Source organism: Methanobrevibacter sp., assembly GCF_045220775.1.
Classification (GTDB): Archaea; Methanobacteriota; Methanobacteria; order Methanobacteriales; family Methanobacteriaceae; genus Methanocatella.
Genome location: NZ_JBGUWC010000030.1, coordinates 1 through 16,898, shown reverse-complemented (window position 1 = coordinate 16,898; position 16,898 = coordinate 1). Strand labels below are relative to the sequence as shown.

Annotated in this window: 19 protein-coding genes; 11 read left to right on the top strand and 8 right to left on the bottom strand. The window is 35.1% G+C overall.

The window, feature by feature from the left end; genetic code table 11:
• Positions 1-1,326, bottom strand: a 1,326-nt coding sequence (locus ACJROP_RS01505) for an MATE family efflux transporter (RefSeq protein ID WP_406533731.1), incomplete at its 3' end; no start/stop codon positions are given.
• 108 nt (positions 1,327-1,434) lie between these two features.
• On the bottom strand, positions 1,435-2,091 hold the full coding sequence (locus ACJROP_RS01500; protein ID WP_406533730.1) for a hypothetical protein: 657 nt from the start codon (positions 2,089-2,091) through the stop codon (positions 1,435-1,437).
• Between the two features lie 83 nt (positions 2,092-2,174).
• On the opposite strand from ACJROP_RS01500, the gene purD reads away from it, so the two are divergent.
• Both purD and argF read left to right on the top strand, forming a co-directional pair.
• Complete coding sequence (gene purD, locus ACJROP_RS01495) at positions 2,175-3,485, top strand: phosphoribosylamine--glycine ligase (protein ID WP_406533729.1); 1,311 nt, start codon at positions 2,175-2,177, stop codon at positions 3,483-3,485.
• 150 nt (positions 3,486-3,635) lie between these two features.
• The gene (argF, locus tag ACJROP_RS01490; RefSeq protein WP_406533728.1) at positions 3,636-4,544 is read left to right on the top strand and encodes an ornithine carbamoyltransferase; all 909 of its coding nucleotides are present in this window, start codon (positions 3,636-3,638) and stop codon (positions 4,542-4,544) included.
• On the opposite strand, the gene ACJROP_RS01485 is transcribed toward argF, so the two are convergent.
• Together ACJROP_RS01485 and ACJROP_RS01480 are read right to left on the bottom strand one after the other, a co-directional pair.
• Entirely contained in the window at positions 4,545-4,790 is a 246-nt protein-coding gene (locus ACJROP_RS01485; protein ID WP_406533727.1) for a zinc-ribbon domain-containing protein, read from the bottom strand.
• Positions 4,780-5,112, bottom strand: coding sequence for a DUF2085 domain-containing protein (locus tag ACJROP_RS01480; RefSeq protein WP_406533726.1), 333 nt, complete (start codon positions 5,110-5,112; stop codon positions 4,780-4,782). Before ACJROP_RS01480 ends, ACJROP_RS01485 begins: the two co-directional genes overlap by 11 nt.
• Positions 5,113-5,210: 98 nt before the next feature.
• Between ACJROP_RS01480 and ACJROP_RS01475 the strand changes: the two genes are divergently transcribed.
• The 5 genes from ACJROP_RS01475 to ACJROP_RS01455 all read left to right on the top strand — a co-directional run bounded on the left by ACJROP_RS01475 (position 5,211) and on the right by ACJROP_RS01455 (position 10,106).
• Positions 5,211-6,905, top strand: a complete 1,695-nt coding sequence (locus tag ACJROP_RS01475) for an acetolactate synthase large subunit (RefSeq protein ID WP_406533725.1) — start codon at positions 5,211-5,213, stop codon at positions 6,903-6,905.
• Complete coding sequence (gene ilvN, locus ACJROP_RS01470) at positions 6,906-7,391, top strand: acetolactate synthase small subunit (RefSeq protein ID WP_406533724.1); 486 nt, start codon at positions 6,906-6,908, stop codon at positions 7,389-7,391. It begins immediately after the preceding gene.
• Between the two features lies 1 nt (position 7,392).
• Entirely contained in the window at positions 7,393-7,920 is a 528-nt protein-coding gene (locus ACJROP_RS01465) for a beta-class carbonic anhydrase (protein ID WP_406533723.1), read from the top strand.
• A 127-nt stretch (positions 7,921-8,047) separates the two neighbouring features.
• Positions 8,048-9,040 carry a ketol-acid reductoisomerase gene (ilvC, locus tag ACJROP_RS01460; RefSeq protein ID WP_406533722.1) on the top strand — a complete coding sequence of 331 codons (993 nt, stop codon included), beginning with the start codon at positions 8,048-8,050 and terminating at the stop codon, positions 9,038-9,040.
• A 61-nt stretch (positions 9,041-9,101) separates the two neighbouring features.
• Positions 9,102-10,106 carry a methanogenesis marker 12 protein gene (locus tag ACJROP_RS01455; protein WP_405273169.1) on the top strand — a complete coding sequence of 335 codons (1,005 nt, stop codon included), beginning with the start codon at positions 9,102-9,104 and terminating at the stop codon, positions 10,104-10,106.
• Positions 10,107-10,112: 6 nt separating this feature from the next.
• Here the strand turns inward: ACJROP_RS01455 and ACJROP_RS01450 are convergent, their stop codons facing one another.
• Positions 10,113-10,316: an LSM domain-containing protein gene (locus ACJROP_RS01450; protein WP_296805242.1), complete on the bottom strand. Its 204-nt coding sequence runs from the start codon at positions 10,314-10,316 to the stop codon at positions 10,113-10,115.
• 81 nt (positions 10,317-10,397) lie between these two features.
• On the opposite strand from ACJROP_RS01450, the gene ACJROP_RS01445 reads away from it, so the two are divergent.
• Positions 10,398-10,541, top strand: coding sequence for a hypothetical protein (locus ACJROP_RS01445; protein WP_292882442.1), 144 nt, complete (start codon positions 10,398-10,400; stop codon positions 10,539-10,541).
• A gap of 5 nt (positions 10,542-10,546) precedes the next feature.
• Here ACJROP_RS01445 and surE read toward each other — a convergent pair whose 3' ends face one another.
• Positions 10,547-11,323 carry a 5'/3'-nucleotidase SurE gene (gene surE / locus ACJROP_RS01440; protein ID WP_405273165.1) on the bottom strand — a complete coding sequence of 259 codons (777 nt, stop codon included), beginning with the start codon at positions 11,321-11,323 and terminating at the stop codon, positions 10,547-10,549.
• 128 nt (positions 11,324-11,451) lie between these two features.
• Between surE and ACJROP_RS01435 the strand changes: the two genes are divergently transcribed.
• Positions 11,452-12,351 carry a restriction endonuclease gene (locus ACJROP_RS01435; protein WP_292609837.1) on the top strand — a complete coding sequence of 300 codons (900 nt, stop codon included), beginning with the start codon at positions 11,452-11,454 and terminating at the stop codon, positions 12,349-12,351.
• Here the strand turns inward: ACJROP_RS01435 and ACJROP_RS01430 are convergent.
• Positions 12,337-13,398 carry an oligosaccharide repeat unit polymerase family protein gene (locus tag ACJROP_RS01430; protein WP_292882437.1) on the bottom strand — a complete coding sequence of 354 codons (1,062 nt, stop codon included), beginning with the start codon at positions 13,396-13,398 and terminating at the stop codon, positions 12,337-12,339. The genes ACJROP_RS01435 and ACJROP_RS01430 overlap by 15 nt on opposite strands.
• 3 nt (positions 13,399-13,401) lie before the next feature.
• Complete coding sequence (gene cfbB, locus ACJROP_RS01425) at positions 13,402-14,757, bottom strand: Ni-sirohydrochlorin a,c-diamide synthase (protein ID WP_406533721.1); 1,356 nt, start codon at positions 14,755-14,757, stop codon at positions 13,402-13,404.
• Positions 14,758-14,855: 98 nt separating this feature from the next.
• On the opposite strand from cfbB, the gene ACJROP_RS01420 reads away from it, so the two are divergent.
• Together ACJROP_RS01420 and ACJROP_RS01415 are read left to right on the top strand one after the other, a co-directional pair.
• Positions 14,856-16,679, top strand: coding sequence for a threonine--tRNA ligase (locus ACJROP_RS01420; RefSeq protein WP_292882435.1), 1,824 nt, complete (start codon positions 14,856-14,858; stop codon positions 16,677-16,679).
• Positions 16,680-16,745: 66 nt separating this feature from the next.
• On the top strand, positions 16,746-16,898 hold a 153-nt coding region (locus ACJROP_RS01415), incomplete at its 3' end, for a formaldehyde-activating enzyme (RefSeq protein WP_406533732.1).

Sequence of the window (16,898 nt, the reverse complement as noted above, 5' to 3'; positions counted from 1 at the left end):
CTCAATGCATGCATAACATATGAGGGAACCGATTCCTCCTCCCAGAAGCATTCCGCAGTATATTCCAAACTCGCCCATGTGGAATGTGAATCCGAGGAGGTATGCAAAGATCAACACTAAAATGAATTCTCTTAATGCTGTCAAGATGAAGGATATTGTTCCTTTGCCGACGCCTTGGAAAACGTTACCTGCACTGGCCCCAAACGGAACATACAATATGAATAGGCACATCAATTGTATGAAACTGGCTATCAGCGGTGCCAACTCTGCACTGTTTTCCGAATAGGAAAATATGAATACTATCTGATTTGCGAACACGTTCAATAGGATACATGCTATTATCGAAGCTATTAACGCTACCTTAACGGCATATCTTGCGGTTACCCTTAGGTTTTCATATTTCCTTGCTCCATAAGCCACTCCCGCAACTGATATTGCAGCGGTTCCAACACCTATTGCCGGAAGCATTCCAATGTTTATTATTCTCCATCCTGCGGTATAGACAGCCACCGCTACCGGTCCTGATACGAGTGTAAGCATGTAATTTATGAATATTGTCAAAACTGATAGGACTAACTGTTCCAAACTTGCCGGGATACCGACAACCAGAATGTCCTTGTACATTTTGAGGTCATTATTGAAATCATTGAAATCATATGAGAGGTATGTGTCCTTTTTGACAAATATCCAGTAGAACATGAGCATGAGACTTATAAACGGTCCTAATGCTGTTGCCCATGCAGCTCCCTTTATTCCCAAATTCAATACATAAATGAAAATCGGATCTAAAATCATGTTGATTATTGCAGCTAAAGCTATTGGTACAGTTGCCCTTTTGATGTCTCCTTCCGCTCTGAATGCTCCACCTACGATTGGTGGCATCAATATTGCAAATGTCCAAATGAATATGATGAATCCATAGTCCATTGCATAATCTATGACGCTGCTTGCCCCCATCATTACAAGCAAAGGTTTCATGAATGTTAAAAATATTATTGAAACGGCAATTGAGAATATCAGGCTTAAGATTAAGTTGTGTATTGCCGCATTGTTTGCAGATGACTTATCTTCCGCTCCGATATATCTTGAGATTAATGAGTTACCACCAGCTCCCAGCCCGTTTCCAAATCCTACGAGAATCATGAATAATGGTGTAATGTATCCGAGTGCGGCCAGTGGCTCTGCGCCAAGTCCTGACACCCAAATACTGTCAATGATATTGTTTATGAATATCAGAAACATACTGGCTATAATCGGCAGGGATAATTTGTTTATAGCTTTTTTAGGATCTCCTGTAATCATTTCAACGTTTTCATTCTTTTCCATAATCTACCTCTCTTGCATATGCAACTATACTCTTGTATATGCAAGTGTTGATATATAAAGGCAATGTTTTTAAAAAAAATTTCTAAAAAAAAGAAAAATAGAAGGGGGTTATTGTAAGTTGCCCTCTTCATCAACCATATCATTTGAGGAATAAGCTTCCCTTATATAATCCGCTGACATTCCATCATTTTGACCGCCACGGATTATTCCGTTGTCGTCATAATAGAAATTATATTGGCTGTCATAATGTAGATTTTGAGAAGTGGATGAATTTCCATTATACAGTGAAGTACCTGCACTTGAATTGCTCACGATAGGTTCGCTTGTATCAGATTCTTCTGAACTTGAATCAGTGGCCGGCTGGTAGTAACCTTCTTCGATAGTTATTGTTTGTGAAGCATTACATGCATTGAATCTTGTTGTTCCGTTATATAAAACATAGACAACATATGTTCCCGGCATTTCGTTATTTAAAGCAAGTCCTCCTTTACCCTCATTGTCTGTGACAATTGAATAGGTTTGGTTTTCACCATTTTCTTCAAATAGTATTGTAATGTTTTCACCAATAATCGCATTGTTATCAGCATCTTTTAGTTGAAATTCAACTGTTTTCCCACTTTTTAAAGTGTCTCCACTTAAAAAAGTAATTTCCGTATTTATTTTTCCATTTTGGCTGTTATCTTGTAGTGTTGTGAATGCAAAAAGTCCCACAATCACAGCTAGAATAATAAGTATTGCAATAATTATTAAATTTCTAGTGTTCATACACTTCACCATATAAAATTTTTAATTTTAATATAATTTAAATATTTTTAAAAACATATTCTAAATTAATAGGAGACTCAATTATGAAAGTTTTAGTTGTTGGTACTGGTGCTCGTGAACATGCAATTGCTGATGCACTTAAAGATGATGTGGAATTATACTGTTATATGAGTAAAATTAACCCTGGAATGAGTAAAATCGCTGAATTTAAGCAAGGCGATGAAGGGGAAGTTGAAAAAGTAGCAGAATATGCTGTAGAAAATGAAATTGACATTGCATTTATTGGTCCTGAAGCTCCGCTTGGAAAAGGAATAGTTGATGAACTTCAAAAAAACGGAATTAAATGTGTTGGACCAACCCAAAGTGCAGCTCGTATTGAAACTGACAAATCATTCATGAGAAAGCTCTTTGAAGATTACGAAATCGAAGGATCTCTAGTCTACAAAGTATTTGACAACTCTGAAGATGTTTCTAACTTCCTGGATGAATTTGACCGAGATGTTGTAATAAAACCTGTCGGGTTGACTGGTGGTAAAGGAGTTAAAATCGTAGGTGACCACTTAAAAGACAATGAGGAAGCAAAAGAATACTCATGTGAAGTCATAGACAATGTAATGGGTGGATTTGCTCAGGTAATCATTGAGGAAAGATTAATTGGTGAAGAATTCACCATCCAGGCATTCTGTGATGGCGAACACTTGGCTCCAATGCCTGCAGCACAGGACCATCCTCACGCATTTGAAGGCGATATCGGTGCAATAACCGGAGGTATGGGATCATACTCTGATGTAGGTGGACTACTGCCGTTCCTAACACAGGAAGATTATGATAAAGCTGTTGAAATCATGCAAGCTACCTTAAAAGCTATTGCAGAGGAAGCAGAACCTTACAAAGGTATATTATACGGTCAATTTATGTTAACTGCTGATGGACCAAGACTCATAGAATACAATGCAAGATTCGGAGATCCTGAAGCTATGAACGTACTGCCTTTACTTAAAACTCCATTTGTTGATATCTGCCAAGCTATTGTTGATGGTACCTTGGATAAAGCGGAATTTGAAGACAAGGCCAGCGTATGCAAATACATTGTGCCTGACGGATATCCGGAAACCGAACATGCCGGCGAAGTGATTGAAGTGGAAGAGGAAGCTATTGAAGAGTTAGGCGCAAAGGTCTTCTATGCAGCTGTAAGCCAAGAGGAAGATGGCATTCACTTGTCAGGCTCAAGAGCATTAGGTATTGTAGCCAGTGGCGAATCAATTGAAGAAGCTGAAAAAATAGCTGAAAAGGCTTGTGAATTTGTTAAAGGTAATGTTTACCACAGAAGAGATGTCGGTACAACTGAACTTGTAAACAAACGTATTGAACATATGAAAGAAATTTTAAACTAAATTTCTTTTTTTTCTTTTTTTATTTGTTCCTGCTCGTCCCCTGTGATATCTACAATTAGGGATATTAAATTTAGAATGGAATTATAGAAACATTTAATATATATTTTAAACAAATATTTTTTTTTATTAGTATTATAAGGGGAATTTTAGATGGATAGTTTATTATCTGTTAGTGATATTAAAGAGGATGTTAAATACATTCTGGATTTAGCTAGTAAAATTAAAGCGGGTGAAATGGAAGAGAAACCTCTCGAAGGCAAAACATTGGCAATGATATTTCAAAAGTCATCTACAAGAACCAGACTTTCTTTTGATGTTGGAATGTATCAGTTAGGCGGAAGGGCAATATTTTTATCTTCCAATGATTTGCAGATGGGTAGAGGGGAACCGATTAGCGATACTGCAAAGGTATTAAGCCGTTTTGTTGATGGAATAATGATCCGTGCAATTAAACACAGTGATGTTGAAGAACTAGCTGAACATTCTGATGTCCCAGTCATCAGCGGATTGACTGATTTGGAACACCCTTGCCAAGCATTGGCCGACATGCTAACCATTAAGGAACATTTAGGTGGTTGGGAAGGAAAAAAGATCTGCTTTGTCGGCGATGGAAACAATGTCTGTAATTCCCTTTTATTGATTGCTCCTCTTTTAGGAATGGATGCATCTGTGGCTTGTCCTAAAGGATATGAGCCTAATGAAGCTATTTTAAAGACCGCTCGTGAATACGCAGAAGAAAACAATACTGAAATCACAATCACTGACGATATTGGCGTGGCACTGGAAAATGTCGATATCGTATACACAGACGTATGGGTAAGTATGGGTGATGAAGCTGAAGCGGCTCAAAGGGAGATTGATTTCGCACCATTCCAAGTAAATTCAGATTTGATGAGTTTGGCTAATGATGGAGCCATTTTCATGCACTGTTTGCCTGCAATCAGAGGTCAGGAAGTAACTGCTGATGTAATCGATGGACCTCAATCTGTAATTTATGATGAAGCGGAAAACAGAATGCATGCCCAAAAGGCTGTTTTATATTATTATATGAAAGACTGATTAGAATCCGCTGGTTAATGCTGAAATAATAAATATTATTATTAATCCTAAACAGCAGCATCCTACCCAGCCTGCGCTATCATCAGCTGAAGTAGTTGTGGTGGTGCTTTTCTGATTGTAATCCTGATTTTGACGTGGTCTTTCAACAACTTCCACTTTTTTAGGTTCTTCTTTTAGTTTTTTACCGCAATTTTTACAATATACAGCTTCGTCTAGGTTATTTTCTCCACAATGTCTACAGTACACTAAAAACCCACCTTATAATTATTTTTAAAAAGATTATTAGACCTACACCACCAATAAAACCGGTAATGAATCTTAATGCATTTGTACTTTCTCTTGGTCCGAAGTATTGCGTTAAACCATCTATGGCCACCGGTATCATCAGAATCATTGAAATGAATAACATATTCAAATCGTAGCTATGCTTGTAAAAATGATTTACAATTAAATAAACTACTAAACCGGTATAGAAACCTGTGCATCTGGCACAAACAGGAAACTGATGGCCTTTGATAAAGAAACTTCTCTCTGGAATTCGATGGCAGATATATTTGGTCAGGTCCATTTAAATCAACACAATTTGCTAACATTAATTTGATTTCAATAATTATATATATTTTTGTATACATAAGTAAATGCATAATAAATAAAAAGGTTTTGAAAATGAGAGGCGGAGAAGCAATAATTGAATCCCTCAAAAATATGGGGGTCAAGACAATATTTGGTTATCCTGGAGGACAGACCATACCCTTCTATGATATGCTATATGATACAGACATGAATCATATACTAGTAAGACACGAACAATGCGCAGCTCATGCAGCTGACGGTTATGCGAGAGCTTCAGGCAAAGTGGGAGTGTGTGTGGCAACTTCAGGTCCAGGTGCAACTAATCTTGTAACCGGTATTGCTACTGCATATATGGATTCTTCTCCAATTGTAGCTATTACAGGACAGGTTCCTACTCATTTAATTGGAAATGATGCTTTTCAGGAAGCGGATATCATTGGTATAACCATGCCTATCGTCAAGCATAGTTATCAGCCGAAAGATCCGGATTCAATTCCTTCAATGATTAAATCTAGTTTTGAAATTGCAGCTAGCGGAAGGCCGGGTCCAATATTAATTGATGTTCCTAAAGAAGTTCAGGAAGGGGAACTCACTAAATTTGATGATTCCTTAATTGAAACTCCTGGCTATAACCCAACCACTAAAGGTAACATTAGACAGATTAGGAAAGCTCGTGATTTAATAAAGCAAGCTAAAAGACCTATAATATTGGCTGGAGCAGGTGTTATCATATCCAATGCATGCTGTGAATTGAAAAAGCTTGCAAATACAATTAACGCTCCTGTAATGACTTCACTTTTAGGTAAGGGAGCTATTGACGAGACTGATGATTTGGCATTAGGAATGCTTGGTATGCATGGAAGAAAAGTTTCAAATGATTCAGTAAATGAATCCGACTTGTTAATAGCAATTGGTATAAGATTTTCAGACAGAACTACCGGAAGATTGGATAGTTTTGTACCAGATACAAAAATAATTCACATTGATATTGATCCTGCTGAAATTGGCAAGAACGTGCCTGTTGACTTGCCGATTGTGGGAGATGCTCGAAATGTATTAACATCATTGAATAAGGCTTTGGAAGATTATAAGGCATCTGATGATGTCAATAAATGGACAGATATGATTAAACTAAGAAAAAAAGATTTGCTTCCAAGAGTAACTTATGATGATGTTCCATTAAAACCTCAAAGTGTAATTAAGGAGATTGCAGAAGTTCTGACTCCGGAGTCCATCTTGACAACAGATGTTGGTCAAAATCAGATGTGGGCGGCACATTTCTATGACACTCAAAAACCGCGAAAATTTATCTCATCAGGCGGTTTGGGAACTATGGGATTCGGATTCCCATCAGCTATTGGTGCTAAAGTGGCTTGTCCGGATGATCCTGTAGTATCATTAAGCGGTGACGGCGGATTTTTAATGGTATGCCAAGAGTTGGCAACAGTTCGTGAGTATGATATCCCTGTTATTGCAGTCGTTTTGGAAAACAGAACTTTAGGTATGGTATACCAATGGCAAAGCCTATTGTATAATGAAAGGCATTCCCAGACTTTACTCGGAAACAGTCCTGACTTTGTTAAACTGGCTGAAAGTTTTGGTGTTGATGCAGTTAAAATTACAAAACCTGGTGAAACTAAAGAAGCTTTAAGCAAAGCAATTAAAGATAATGAACCAATTTTATTGAATGTCGTAATTGATTCTGAAGAAGCATTGCCTATGCTTCCTCCTGGAGCGGGAATTAATGAGATGATTGGTGAGTATAAACTTGAAAAGGATGTGATTTAAATGGATTTAGAATACCATATTATTTCCACATTAGTTGAAGATAAACCAGGGGTTTTACAAAGAGTAGCGGGATTGTTCAATAGAAGGGGATTCAATATTGACAGCATTACTGTTGGAAACTCAGAAGTTGAAGGTCTATCTCGTATGGTTATCTCAGTACATGCAGACAAGAAAGGTTTAGAGCAAGTCATAAAGCAACTAAATAAATTAGTTGATGTTATCAAGATTAAAGATATTACTAAAACAGCTGTTAAAAGGGAGTTGTGCCTTGTCAAGGTAAATGTCCCTAATGAAAAAGCAAGAGCTGAAATAATGCAATATACTAATATTTTCAGAGCAAAGGTTCTAGATGTTACAGAAGAAACATTGGTAATTGAGCTTACTGGAGATAAGAAAAAGATTAATGCATTCATATCTTTAGTAGAAAATTATGGAATTAAAAGAATAGCCCGTACTGGCCTTACAGCAATGGCAAGGGGAGTTTAAAATGACTATATTAGAAAATGTTTTAGAAGATAATAAGAAATTTGTAGAAAACTTTGAAGGCGAAAAAATGTCTCACCATGCACAGAAAAAATTAGCTATTTTAACTTGTATGGACTGCAGATTAATCGATTTCTTTGAACCAGCTTTAGGTCTTGAAAGAGGAGATGCAAAAATTGTCAGAAATGCAGGAAACTCCATCGTTGGAGAAGATGCTATCAGATCAATTGGTGCTGCTCTTTACAATTTAGGCTGTGAAGAAGTATTGGTTGTAGGTCACACTGAATGTGGTATGGCCGGTGCCGATGCAGAAGCTTTAAAAGAAAAAATGCTCGCTCGTGGCATTGCTGAAGAAGACATTGCCAAATATGATTTGGCCGAATGGATTGGTGGATTTGAAGATGAAGAAGAAAACGTTAAAAACGTTGTTGAAAAAATCAAAAATCACCCATTGATTCCAGACGTACCGGTACACGGTCTCATCATTGATATCGTAACTGGTGAATTGAAAGTTTTAGTAGATGGTTACTAATCATCTATTTTCTATTTTTTTTAAAAAGTTACTTTTATTAATATTGAAATTAATAATACTATAATGATATTTTAAATATCTAGTTTAATTTTATTAAATAATTAAAAAATCAAAGAGATGATTTTAAATGAAAATGTATTACGATGCAGATGTAAATACAGACGCTCTTGAAGGAAAAACCATTGCTGTAATCGGTTATGGTTCCCAAGGTAGAGCACAATCTAGAAATATGGCTGACAGTGGAGCTAATGTTATTGTCGGATTAAGAGAAAATGGTAGCTCTTGGAATTTAGCAAAAGAAGATGGAATGACTGTAAAAACCATTGAAGATGCTTCAAAAGAAGCTGACATTATTCACATCTTGCTTCCTGATGAAATCCAAGAAAAAGTTTACAACGAACAAATCGCACAATATGTTGAAGCTGGAAACACTATTTCATTCTCTCACGGTTACAACATCCACTTTGGATTAATCAAACCTGATGAAACCGTAAACGTTGTAATGTTTGCACCAAAAGGACCAGGTTCCATGGTAAGAAGAACTTACGAAGAAGGATTCGGTATTCCTGGTTTAGTTGCAGTAGAGCAAGATGCAACCGGCGATGCAATGCAAATTGCATTAGGCATGGCAAAAGCTTGCGGATTAACCAAAGCAGGTGTTTTAGAAACCACTTTCCAAGAAGAAACCGAAACTGACTTATTCGGTGAACAAACCGTATTATGTGGTGGTATTACCGAATTGATCAATGCAGGATTCACCACTTTGGTAGAAGCCGGTTACCAACCTGAAATCGCTTACTTTGAAACTTGCCACGAAGTAAAACTCATCGTAGACTTAATCTATGAAAAAGGTTTTGCCGGAATGTGGAAGGATGTAAGTAACACTGCAGAATATGGTGGTTTAACTAGAGGTAATAGAATCATTACCCAAGAAGCTAAAGACGGTATGAAAGCGGTCTTAAAAGAAATCCAAGATGGAACTTTCAAAAAACAATGGGCTGAAGAAAACGCTACTGACGGCGCTAACTTAAAAGAAATGAGAGCTGCTGAAGGTCAAAAAGATATTGAAATTGTTGGTGAAAGATTAAGAAAAGCTTGTGGATTACAAAAAGACGATTAAGTCTTTTTAATCCTTTTACTATTTTTTTTATATAATAATTTTTTTTTAATGTGTGGTAATCATGGTATTTATTGGTATGGACCATGGAACTACTGGAATCTCTTTTTGCATAATGTCTGATGACGGAGATATTATCGATATTTTTAAAATAGGAAGGGAAGAAAGTAAAAAAGGTTTAGTTTCCGCTAGTGAGGAACTGACCAAACGTATTGATTTAGATTCTGTGAAGTTAATGGCCATTACTTATGCAATGGGTGATGGCATAAATAGAATTTTGCCTACTGAAAATGTCAAGGACAGGGGAATTTTATCCATTAACGGTGCAGGCAAGGTAACTGGTGGTGGAACATCAGTATTTTCAGAGTTACAGGAATTAAATATTCCGTCCGTAATGATTCCTGGTCTTCACAAGGATTCCACTTCTTTGGATAGATTGTTTAGAGCCGCTTACTCACACCAGGCAAGTCCGGAAAAGGTAAGCATTTCCTATAATGCAATTAAGGAAACCGGCTGGAACAATTTCATTGTTGCAGATATCTCTTCAAACAGTGTGGATATTCTAATTGAGGATGGAAAAATTAAGGGAGCTATCGACGCATGTCTGGGCGCTATGGGTATTGTCCACGGACCTATCGATTTGGAAATGATTAGGGATATTGATGAAAACAATGCATCTGCAAACGATTGTTTTTCTCATGCTGGAGCAATTAAAATTGCCGGAATCGATGGTAAAGTTGCAAATATGAAAGATCAACTTTTGGAAAACTATAAAAATGGCGATGAAGATGCCAAATTGGCAATTGATACATTAATCATGACTGTAGCTATGGAAATTGCAGGTTTGGATATTGCTTGCAATAATGATATTGAAGGCATTGTTTTGACAGGTTCTGTAGGAAGTGCAACCGAACCTTTTAACTTTGAAGATGAAATTAACAATTACTTCAAAAATAAGTATCAATTAAAAGTTATTTCAAAAGAATCAGGTGCAATTGGTGCTGCACAAATAGCAATGGATGTTTTTAATGGTGAAAAAGAGATTTTAGGAATAGAAGTAGATTTCTAAAATTTCCTAATCTTCTTTTAAACTAATAAATATGATATTTCCGCCTTTAATGGTTTCAAGGCCGTTTTCATTTTCAAGGACAAGATTTAAATAATTATCTATAGCAATTACTTTTCCTTCACTTTGATAGTTGCCTCTTAAATCTACGCTTACATATTTATTTTTAAATTGAGAAAAAAGTTTATTTACATTATCTTTATCGTTACTCATTTTTTCAAATCCTTGGTCATAATTCTATTTTTATTTTTTGATGTTTCAACTTTAAATACTTTAATGTTGATAATATATATTATGGCAATTAATCAATTAGAAGAAAATTTAGAAGCAATTACAAGAACAATTGAACAGTTAAAAAGAGACGGATGCACAGATGAAAAGATTTTAAATGAACTTAGAGAAGAAAGAGATAAAATACTTAAAGATTTAAATTTATAAGTATTTTATTTTAACCATTCTTTTAATGAACTCATATCGCTTGTCAAATCTATTTTTAAGGGAGTTACAGTAGTTTTATGCTCCTTACGTAATTCATATCCATCACTACCCGGTTCATCAAAATCGTATGGTTCTCCACCAATCCAGTAGTATGGTTTTCCACGGGGATCCAGACGTTCATGAATTATTGGTGTATACATTCTTTTTCCTAATGTAACTACTTCAAATTCTTCATTAATCGGATTTTCAGGAATATTCACGTTTAACAAATCAATTCCTTCAGGTAAACCTTTTTTTAAAACAATTTTGGCTATTTTATTTAGCATTTTTGTAGCGAAATTGAAGTCTATTTCGACTTCACCGTTTTCAAATTTAATATCGTCTCGTATTACTTCCTGTGAAATTGCTATTGTTGGAATTCCAAAACTTGCCGCTTCAATAGCAGCTCCTAAAGTTCCTGAAGTTGTTAATTCTGCTTTTCCTAAATTATAGCCTGTATTTATTCCAGAAATCATGATATCGGGATGTTCGGATAATATCTCAAATAATCCGATAGTTACTGCATCGGTAGGGGTTCCGCTTACACCATATCCCAAACTTCCGTCTTTTAAAGTGTATTCATTTACTCTTAATGGTTCATAAAGTGTTAATGCATGTCCAATACCGCTTTGTTGTGTTTCAGGTGCCACTACATAAGTATCACATAATTTATCTACTGCTTTTTTTGCAGCAAGGATTCCTGAAGCGGTTATTCCATCATCATTACTTATTAATGCTTTCATATATTTATTAAGGTATAACCTTGTTAAAATATTTTTAGATTTCTAGCAAATTATGATAAACTTTAATAACAATTTAATGTATAAAATATATTAGTAATTTTTTTTTAAAAACACATGCGGGTGGAAATTTGGAAAAACCACAACTTATTAATTTCATAGCTAAGGTAATGGAGGACTCTGGTTTCAAGGTTTATAAGAATTTTAAAACCTCTCAGAAAGTCATAGATATATATGCCATATTGCCAACAACACTTGGGGATTTTGGTGTTGTTGTAGCATGTAAAAACTATGATAAAGACTTTGAAATTGGGGTGGATGTTTTAAAAGAGATGGAAGAAGTTGGAGAAAGTTTAAAGGCATCCAAGGTCACAATTGTTTCTTCTTCTTATTTTTCAAGTCAGGCAACCAATTATGCACTTCGTAAAAACATTAAATTGGTAGATCGGGATAATTTGCTGGAACTTGCTAAAAAATACCAAGATAGAACTTCTCAAACTACTTTGGATAACACTTCCTATGATGGCGGAGCAGCAGCTTATATTGATGAGGAATATCCTGAATATAGTTATGATGCTTCAGATATGGAATATCTGATGCAGAGACGTGAACAAAATCCTGTTGTTTATAAAAATACTCTTTATAGGCAAGATGATGGAGGAGTTCACCATGGTGGATTTTCTTCTCTATTGAATAGGGGGGCTCACGCTCCGAGGGATAGTAGTTTTGGTTATACTACCTTATATAACTATAATCAAAGAAGCCTTCAGAATTCACGGTTCTTCCAATTAATTCAAAATCCAATTATAATGATTATTGTTGTTGTAGTTGTTGCTTATCTTCTTTCATTTATCTGCGGAAGGCTGTTAAGACTTGATGCTGGTATCACCGGATTAATCGAAATGCTTGCAGCATTGATTTTATCTTATGGTTTATCATTATATGCTGAAAGAAATGGTGATTTCATCGTAAGAGGAACATTCATATTCTTTATTTCATTAGTAATATTAATTATATTAATTTTTATTTAATTTAATATAATTAAAATTCATTATTATTAAAATCAAACCTAAAAGATATAAAAACCAAATCATTATGTCTGTTGGTCCGGTTTCTATCCAAATTAATGTGTGTGTTAATATTATGGAGTAAATCCCTACTCCTATTCCTTCTTTTATTTTATGTACTAACTGTAAAAATGTTCCCATAAATAACATTTGAATTGTAAGTCCGATTAATCCGAAATCAAGATATACAGGACCAAACAATGTGGATGTTAAGCATACGTCATAATGAAGTACATATTGGCCGATAAATGTTCTTGGACTTCCTGATGAAAAAATCATGCTTAATATATGTCCGTGTGTGCTTCCGCCTAAAGGTATTATTTTTTCAAATACTTCTAAAGTGAATGCAGCTCTGTAAAAAACAAGTTCTAATGGGTTTAATGTCCAATGTTGGTTCGCAATTGATTGTGATGCAATGTATCCGACTGCTAACATTCCAACAGCAATTATGGCTATAAAGATTATGCCTAATTTTCTTGATATTTTTTTAAGGTAATAAAGGGTAATAAAAGAGCTTCCTAAAATTCCAAGAACTGAAGTTCTATATCCATTTAAACCGAAAATCAATGCTCCGAGAATTACCAGTAGCAGATATTTCTTACTGTAATACTTTGCAAGCAGGATATTTATCATTATTAAAAATAGTGGATAGGCTACTCTCCAGATATTGGTTGTGGCATTTGATTTCAATACGCTATTGAATAGGGGAATTCCTCCAAGCAATACCATGTTGAGGGTTTGCAGAATCAATGCGATTATGACAAGTGCCAGTATGAGTTTTTCGGATAAAAAATCCAGACTTTTAGTTTTTTCTACATTAATTTTGTATTTGATACATACTGCACCGACTGCAAAAATGATACATGCAAATATGACGGTCAATATTACTTCCGGTTTCAACGGGTCTTCAAATCTGTAATTGAATGAGCCTATATATCCCATTGCTAAAAATATGAGTATTGCAACTACAACTAACAATGGTTGGAAAAAATCAATTTTTTCAAATTTCATTTTCTATCCTCCAAGCTCTTTTGCAGATATGGCCAGATTTCCTCCAAAATCAGGCATTGCAGCTACATGGGTGTGAACATAACTTGCAAGAGTATTTCTCTCAATAAATCCATCTTGGTTATTGTATGATCCTTTTCCTCTCAATATATTGAATGCCAGCTTGTGCTGAATGTTACTTGAATCAACCAATACTTTGGAGTAATGGAATTCGTGACCGTGGAATTTTTCTCCTTTTTTGGATATGATATTGTCTTCGGTAACTTCGGCAATTGTATACTTTAGCGCTTGCACCCTGTCTGTTAAAATTGCTTTGTAAGGATATACATTAACAACTTTATCTTCATGGATGGAATTCATAAGATACATTAAACCACCACATTCAGCAAAGATAGGCCTATCTTCCAAGTGGAAAGTATTAATTTCTTGAAGCATTTTTTCATTTGCGCTAAGTTCCTTGGAAAAGAGTTCAGGATATCCTCCACCGATATACAATCCATCTACATCAGGCAACCCTTCATCGTTTAAAGGTGAGAAATATTCAATTTTAGCATTATTTGCCTCTAAAGATTCTATATTTTCCTTATAATAAAAATTAAATATTTCATCGTATGCAACTCCAATTTTAACCTTTTGTTTGTTCAATTTATTCCAAATCGGAACAATATCTGATGTAATTTTTGGAGCTTCGCCAGCAATTTCCACCAGTCTGTCTAAATCAATTGAATTTTTTATTACTTCAGACCAGATATCAATATATTTAAGTGAATTCTCTTTTTCACGAGCAGGAACAAGACCTAAATGTCTTTCTTCTATTGATATTGCATCATCACGTACAATACCGCCAATTACCTCGGTTTTGGTAATCTCTTCAATTGACCTTTTTGTTTTTTCGTAGTGAGCCTTATTTTTAACTTTATTCAAAATAACTCCGGCAATATTTATTTCGGGATCAAGAGCCTTAAAGCCCAAAACCAAAGCCGCCGCACTTTTAACCAAACTTCTGGAGTTTATGATTAAAATCACCGGTGCCTTTAAGGATTTGGCTATTGAAGCTGTACTTCCTATGTCATTGACAGAATCAATTCCTTCATAAAGGCCACGAACGCCTTCAATCACGGCTATATCTTTTCCCACCATAGCCTTTAGATAGGAATCCCTTACTTGGCCGGATTCCATAAAAAACGAATCCAGGTTTCTGGATACATTTTCGGTAGCTAATGTATGGTAGGATGGATCGATATAATCTGGCCCAACTTTAAAAGGTTGGACATTGTATTTTTCGCTTAAAGCCTTCATTATTCCGGTAGATATTGTTGTTTTTCCAACTGCACTACCTGTCCCTGCTAAAATAATTCTCATAATTAGTAATTTGCATCTTTATTATATAACAATTTTTTGTATAAATCATTTTATATAATATTAAAAATAAAATTTAAACCATAATATATGGTGATTAAATGAGAATTTTACTAATCCATTCTGATTATTTAAATTATACTGTAAAGAATAAAACACCTGTTGCTGAAGAAATTGAGGATGCTAAAATGCAAGGAGCATTCGACGATTCTTTAGTGGTATTTACAAGTGTTGAAAAAGAAGATGAAGATAATCCAGAAGGTATTGTTAAAAATTTAGTCAGTGAAGTTATAAAAACCAATGAACAAGTTAAAGCTGAAAATATTGTATTATATCCATATGCTCACTTATCTTCTTCATTAGGTTCTCCAAAAGTTGCTATTAAAATTTTAAAAGATACTGAGGAAGCTTTGCTTGCTGAAAATTTAAATGTTAAAAGAGTACCTTTCGGATGGTATAAGGCATTTGAGATTTCCTGTAAAGGTCACCCATTAAGCGAACTTTCAAGAACTATTACTGCAGACACTGAAGAAGAAAAAGTTGAAAGAAAACCATCTAAATGGCAAATCCTTGAAGGGGACAAAATAACTCAAATTGATGACTTTAACTTTGAAAACAGAGCTTTCAAACAACTTGTTGATTATGAACTTGGTCAGGGCGCATCTGATGAAGGCGAACCACCTCATGTCAAATTAATGAGAGAAAAAGAAATCTGTGATTATGAACCTGCTTCTGATGTTGGAAACCTCAGATGGTATCCAAAAGGAAAATTAATCAGAGATTTGCTTGCCGATTATGTTTATGACTTAACTGTCGACCGTGGAGCAATGCCGGTTGAAACTCCAATCTTCTATGATTTGGACAATCAAGCAATTTATGAACATGCTTACAAATTTGGTGAAAGACAATACAGAACCGACACTAAAAAGAATTTAATGCTTAGGTTTGCAGCTTGTTTCGGTGCATTCAGATTAATGTCCGATTCATATTTGACATGGAAAAATTTCCCTGCCAAAATTTTTGAATTGACCAGATACAGTTTCCGTTTTGAGAAAAAAGGAGAAGTTGTTGGTCTTAAAAGATTAAGGGCATTTACCATGCCTGATTGCCACTCATTCTGTTGTGATGTACCTTCATCTTTAGAAGAATTCTCTCAACAAACTGACATGTGTATGCAGACTGGTAAAGACTTGAATTTAGATTTTGAAGTAATTTTCAGAGCAACTCAAGACTTCTTTGAAGAAAATGAAGAATGGATGTATGAAATTGCTCGCAAGTTCAACAAACCAATTCTTTTAGAAATCTTGCCTGAAAGACATCATTACTGGGTATGTAAAATAGATTTGGCAAATATTGACGCTTTAGGTCGTCCTATTGAAAACCCAACTGTTCAAATCGATGTTGAAAGTGGTAAAAGATTTGACATTACCTACTTGGGAGAAGATGGCGAACAGCACAATCCTACAATCTTGCACACTTCACCAACTGGAAGTATTGAAAGGGTTTTATGTGCAATGCTTGAAAAAACTGCAATTGAAATCAATGAAAGATCTCCAATGTTGCCAACCTGGTTAAGTCCAATTCAAGCAAGAATCTTAACTGTTGGAGAAAGTCATAAAGAATTTGCAGAAGAACTTTATTCTAAAATCAATGCTTCCAACATCCGTGTGGATATTGATGATAGGGATGAGAGTATTGGTAAAAAAATCAGAAATGCATCTAAAGAATGGATTCCTTACATATTTGTTGTCGGTGACAAGGAAATGGAATCCGGCAAGTTCCAAGTAACTGTTCGTGAAACTGGTGAGAAAGTAGAAATGACAGTTGATGACTTGATTAGTGAAATTAATGAAAAATGTGAAGGAAAACCTTTCAGAAAATTGCCTTTGCCTAAGGATATTTCAAGAAGGATTAACTTCCAATAATTATATTTACAAATAAAAACATATTATAAAATGTTATTATATAACGGAGGAAATTTAATGGACCCAATGTACAGAATAGGAGAAGCTCTTATTGGAGATGGCCCTGAATTAGCTCACGTTGATTTATTAATCGGTGATAAATTCGGCCCTGTTGGTCAAGCTTTTGCTAATGGATTATCCAATTTATCTGTTGGACACACTCCTTTAACAAGTGTAATC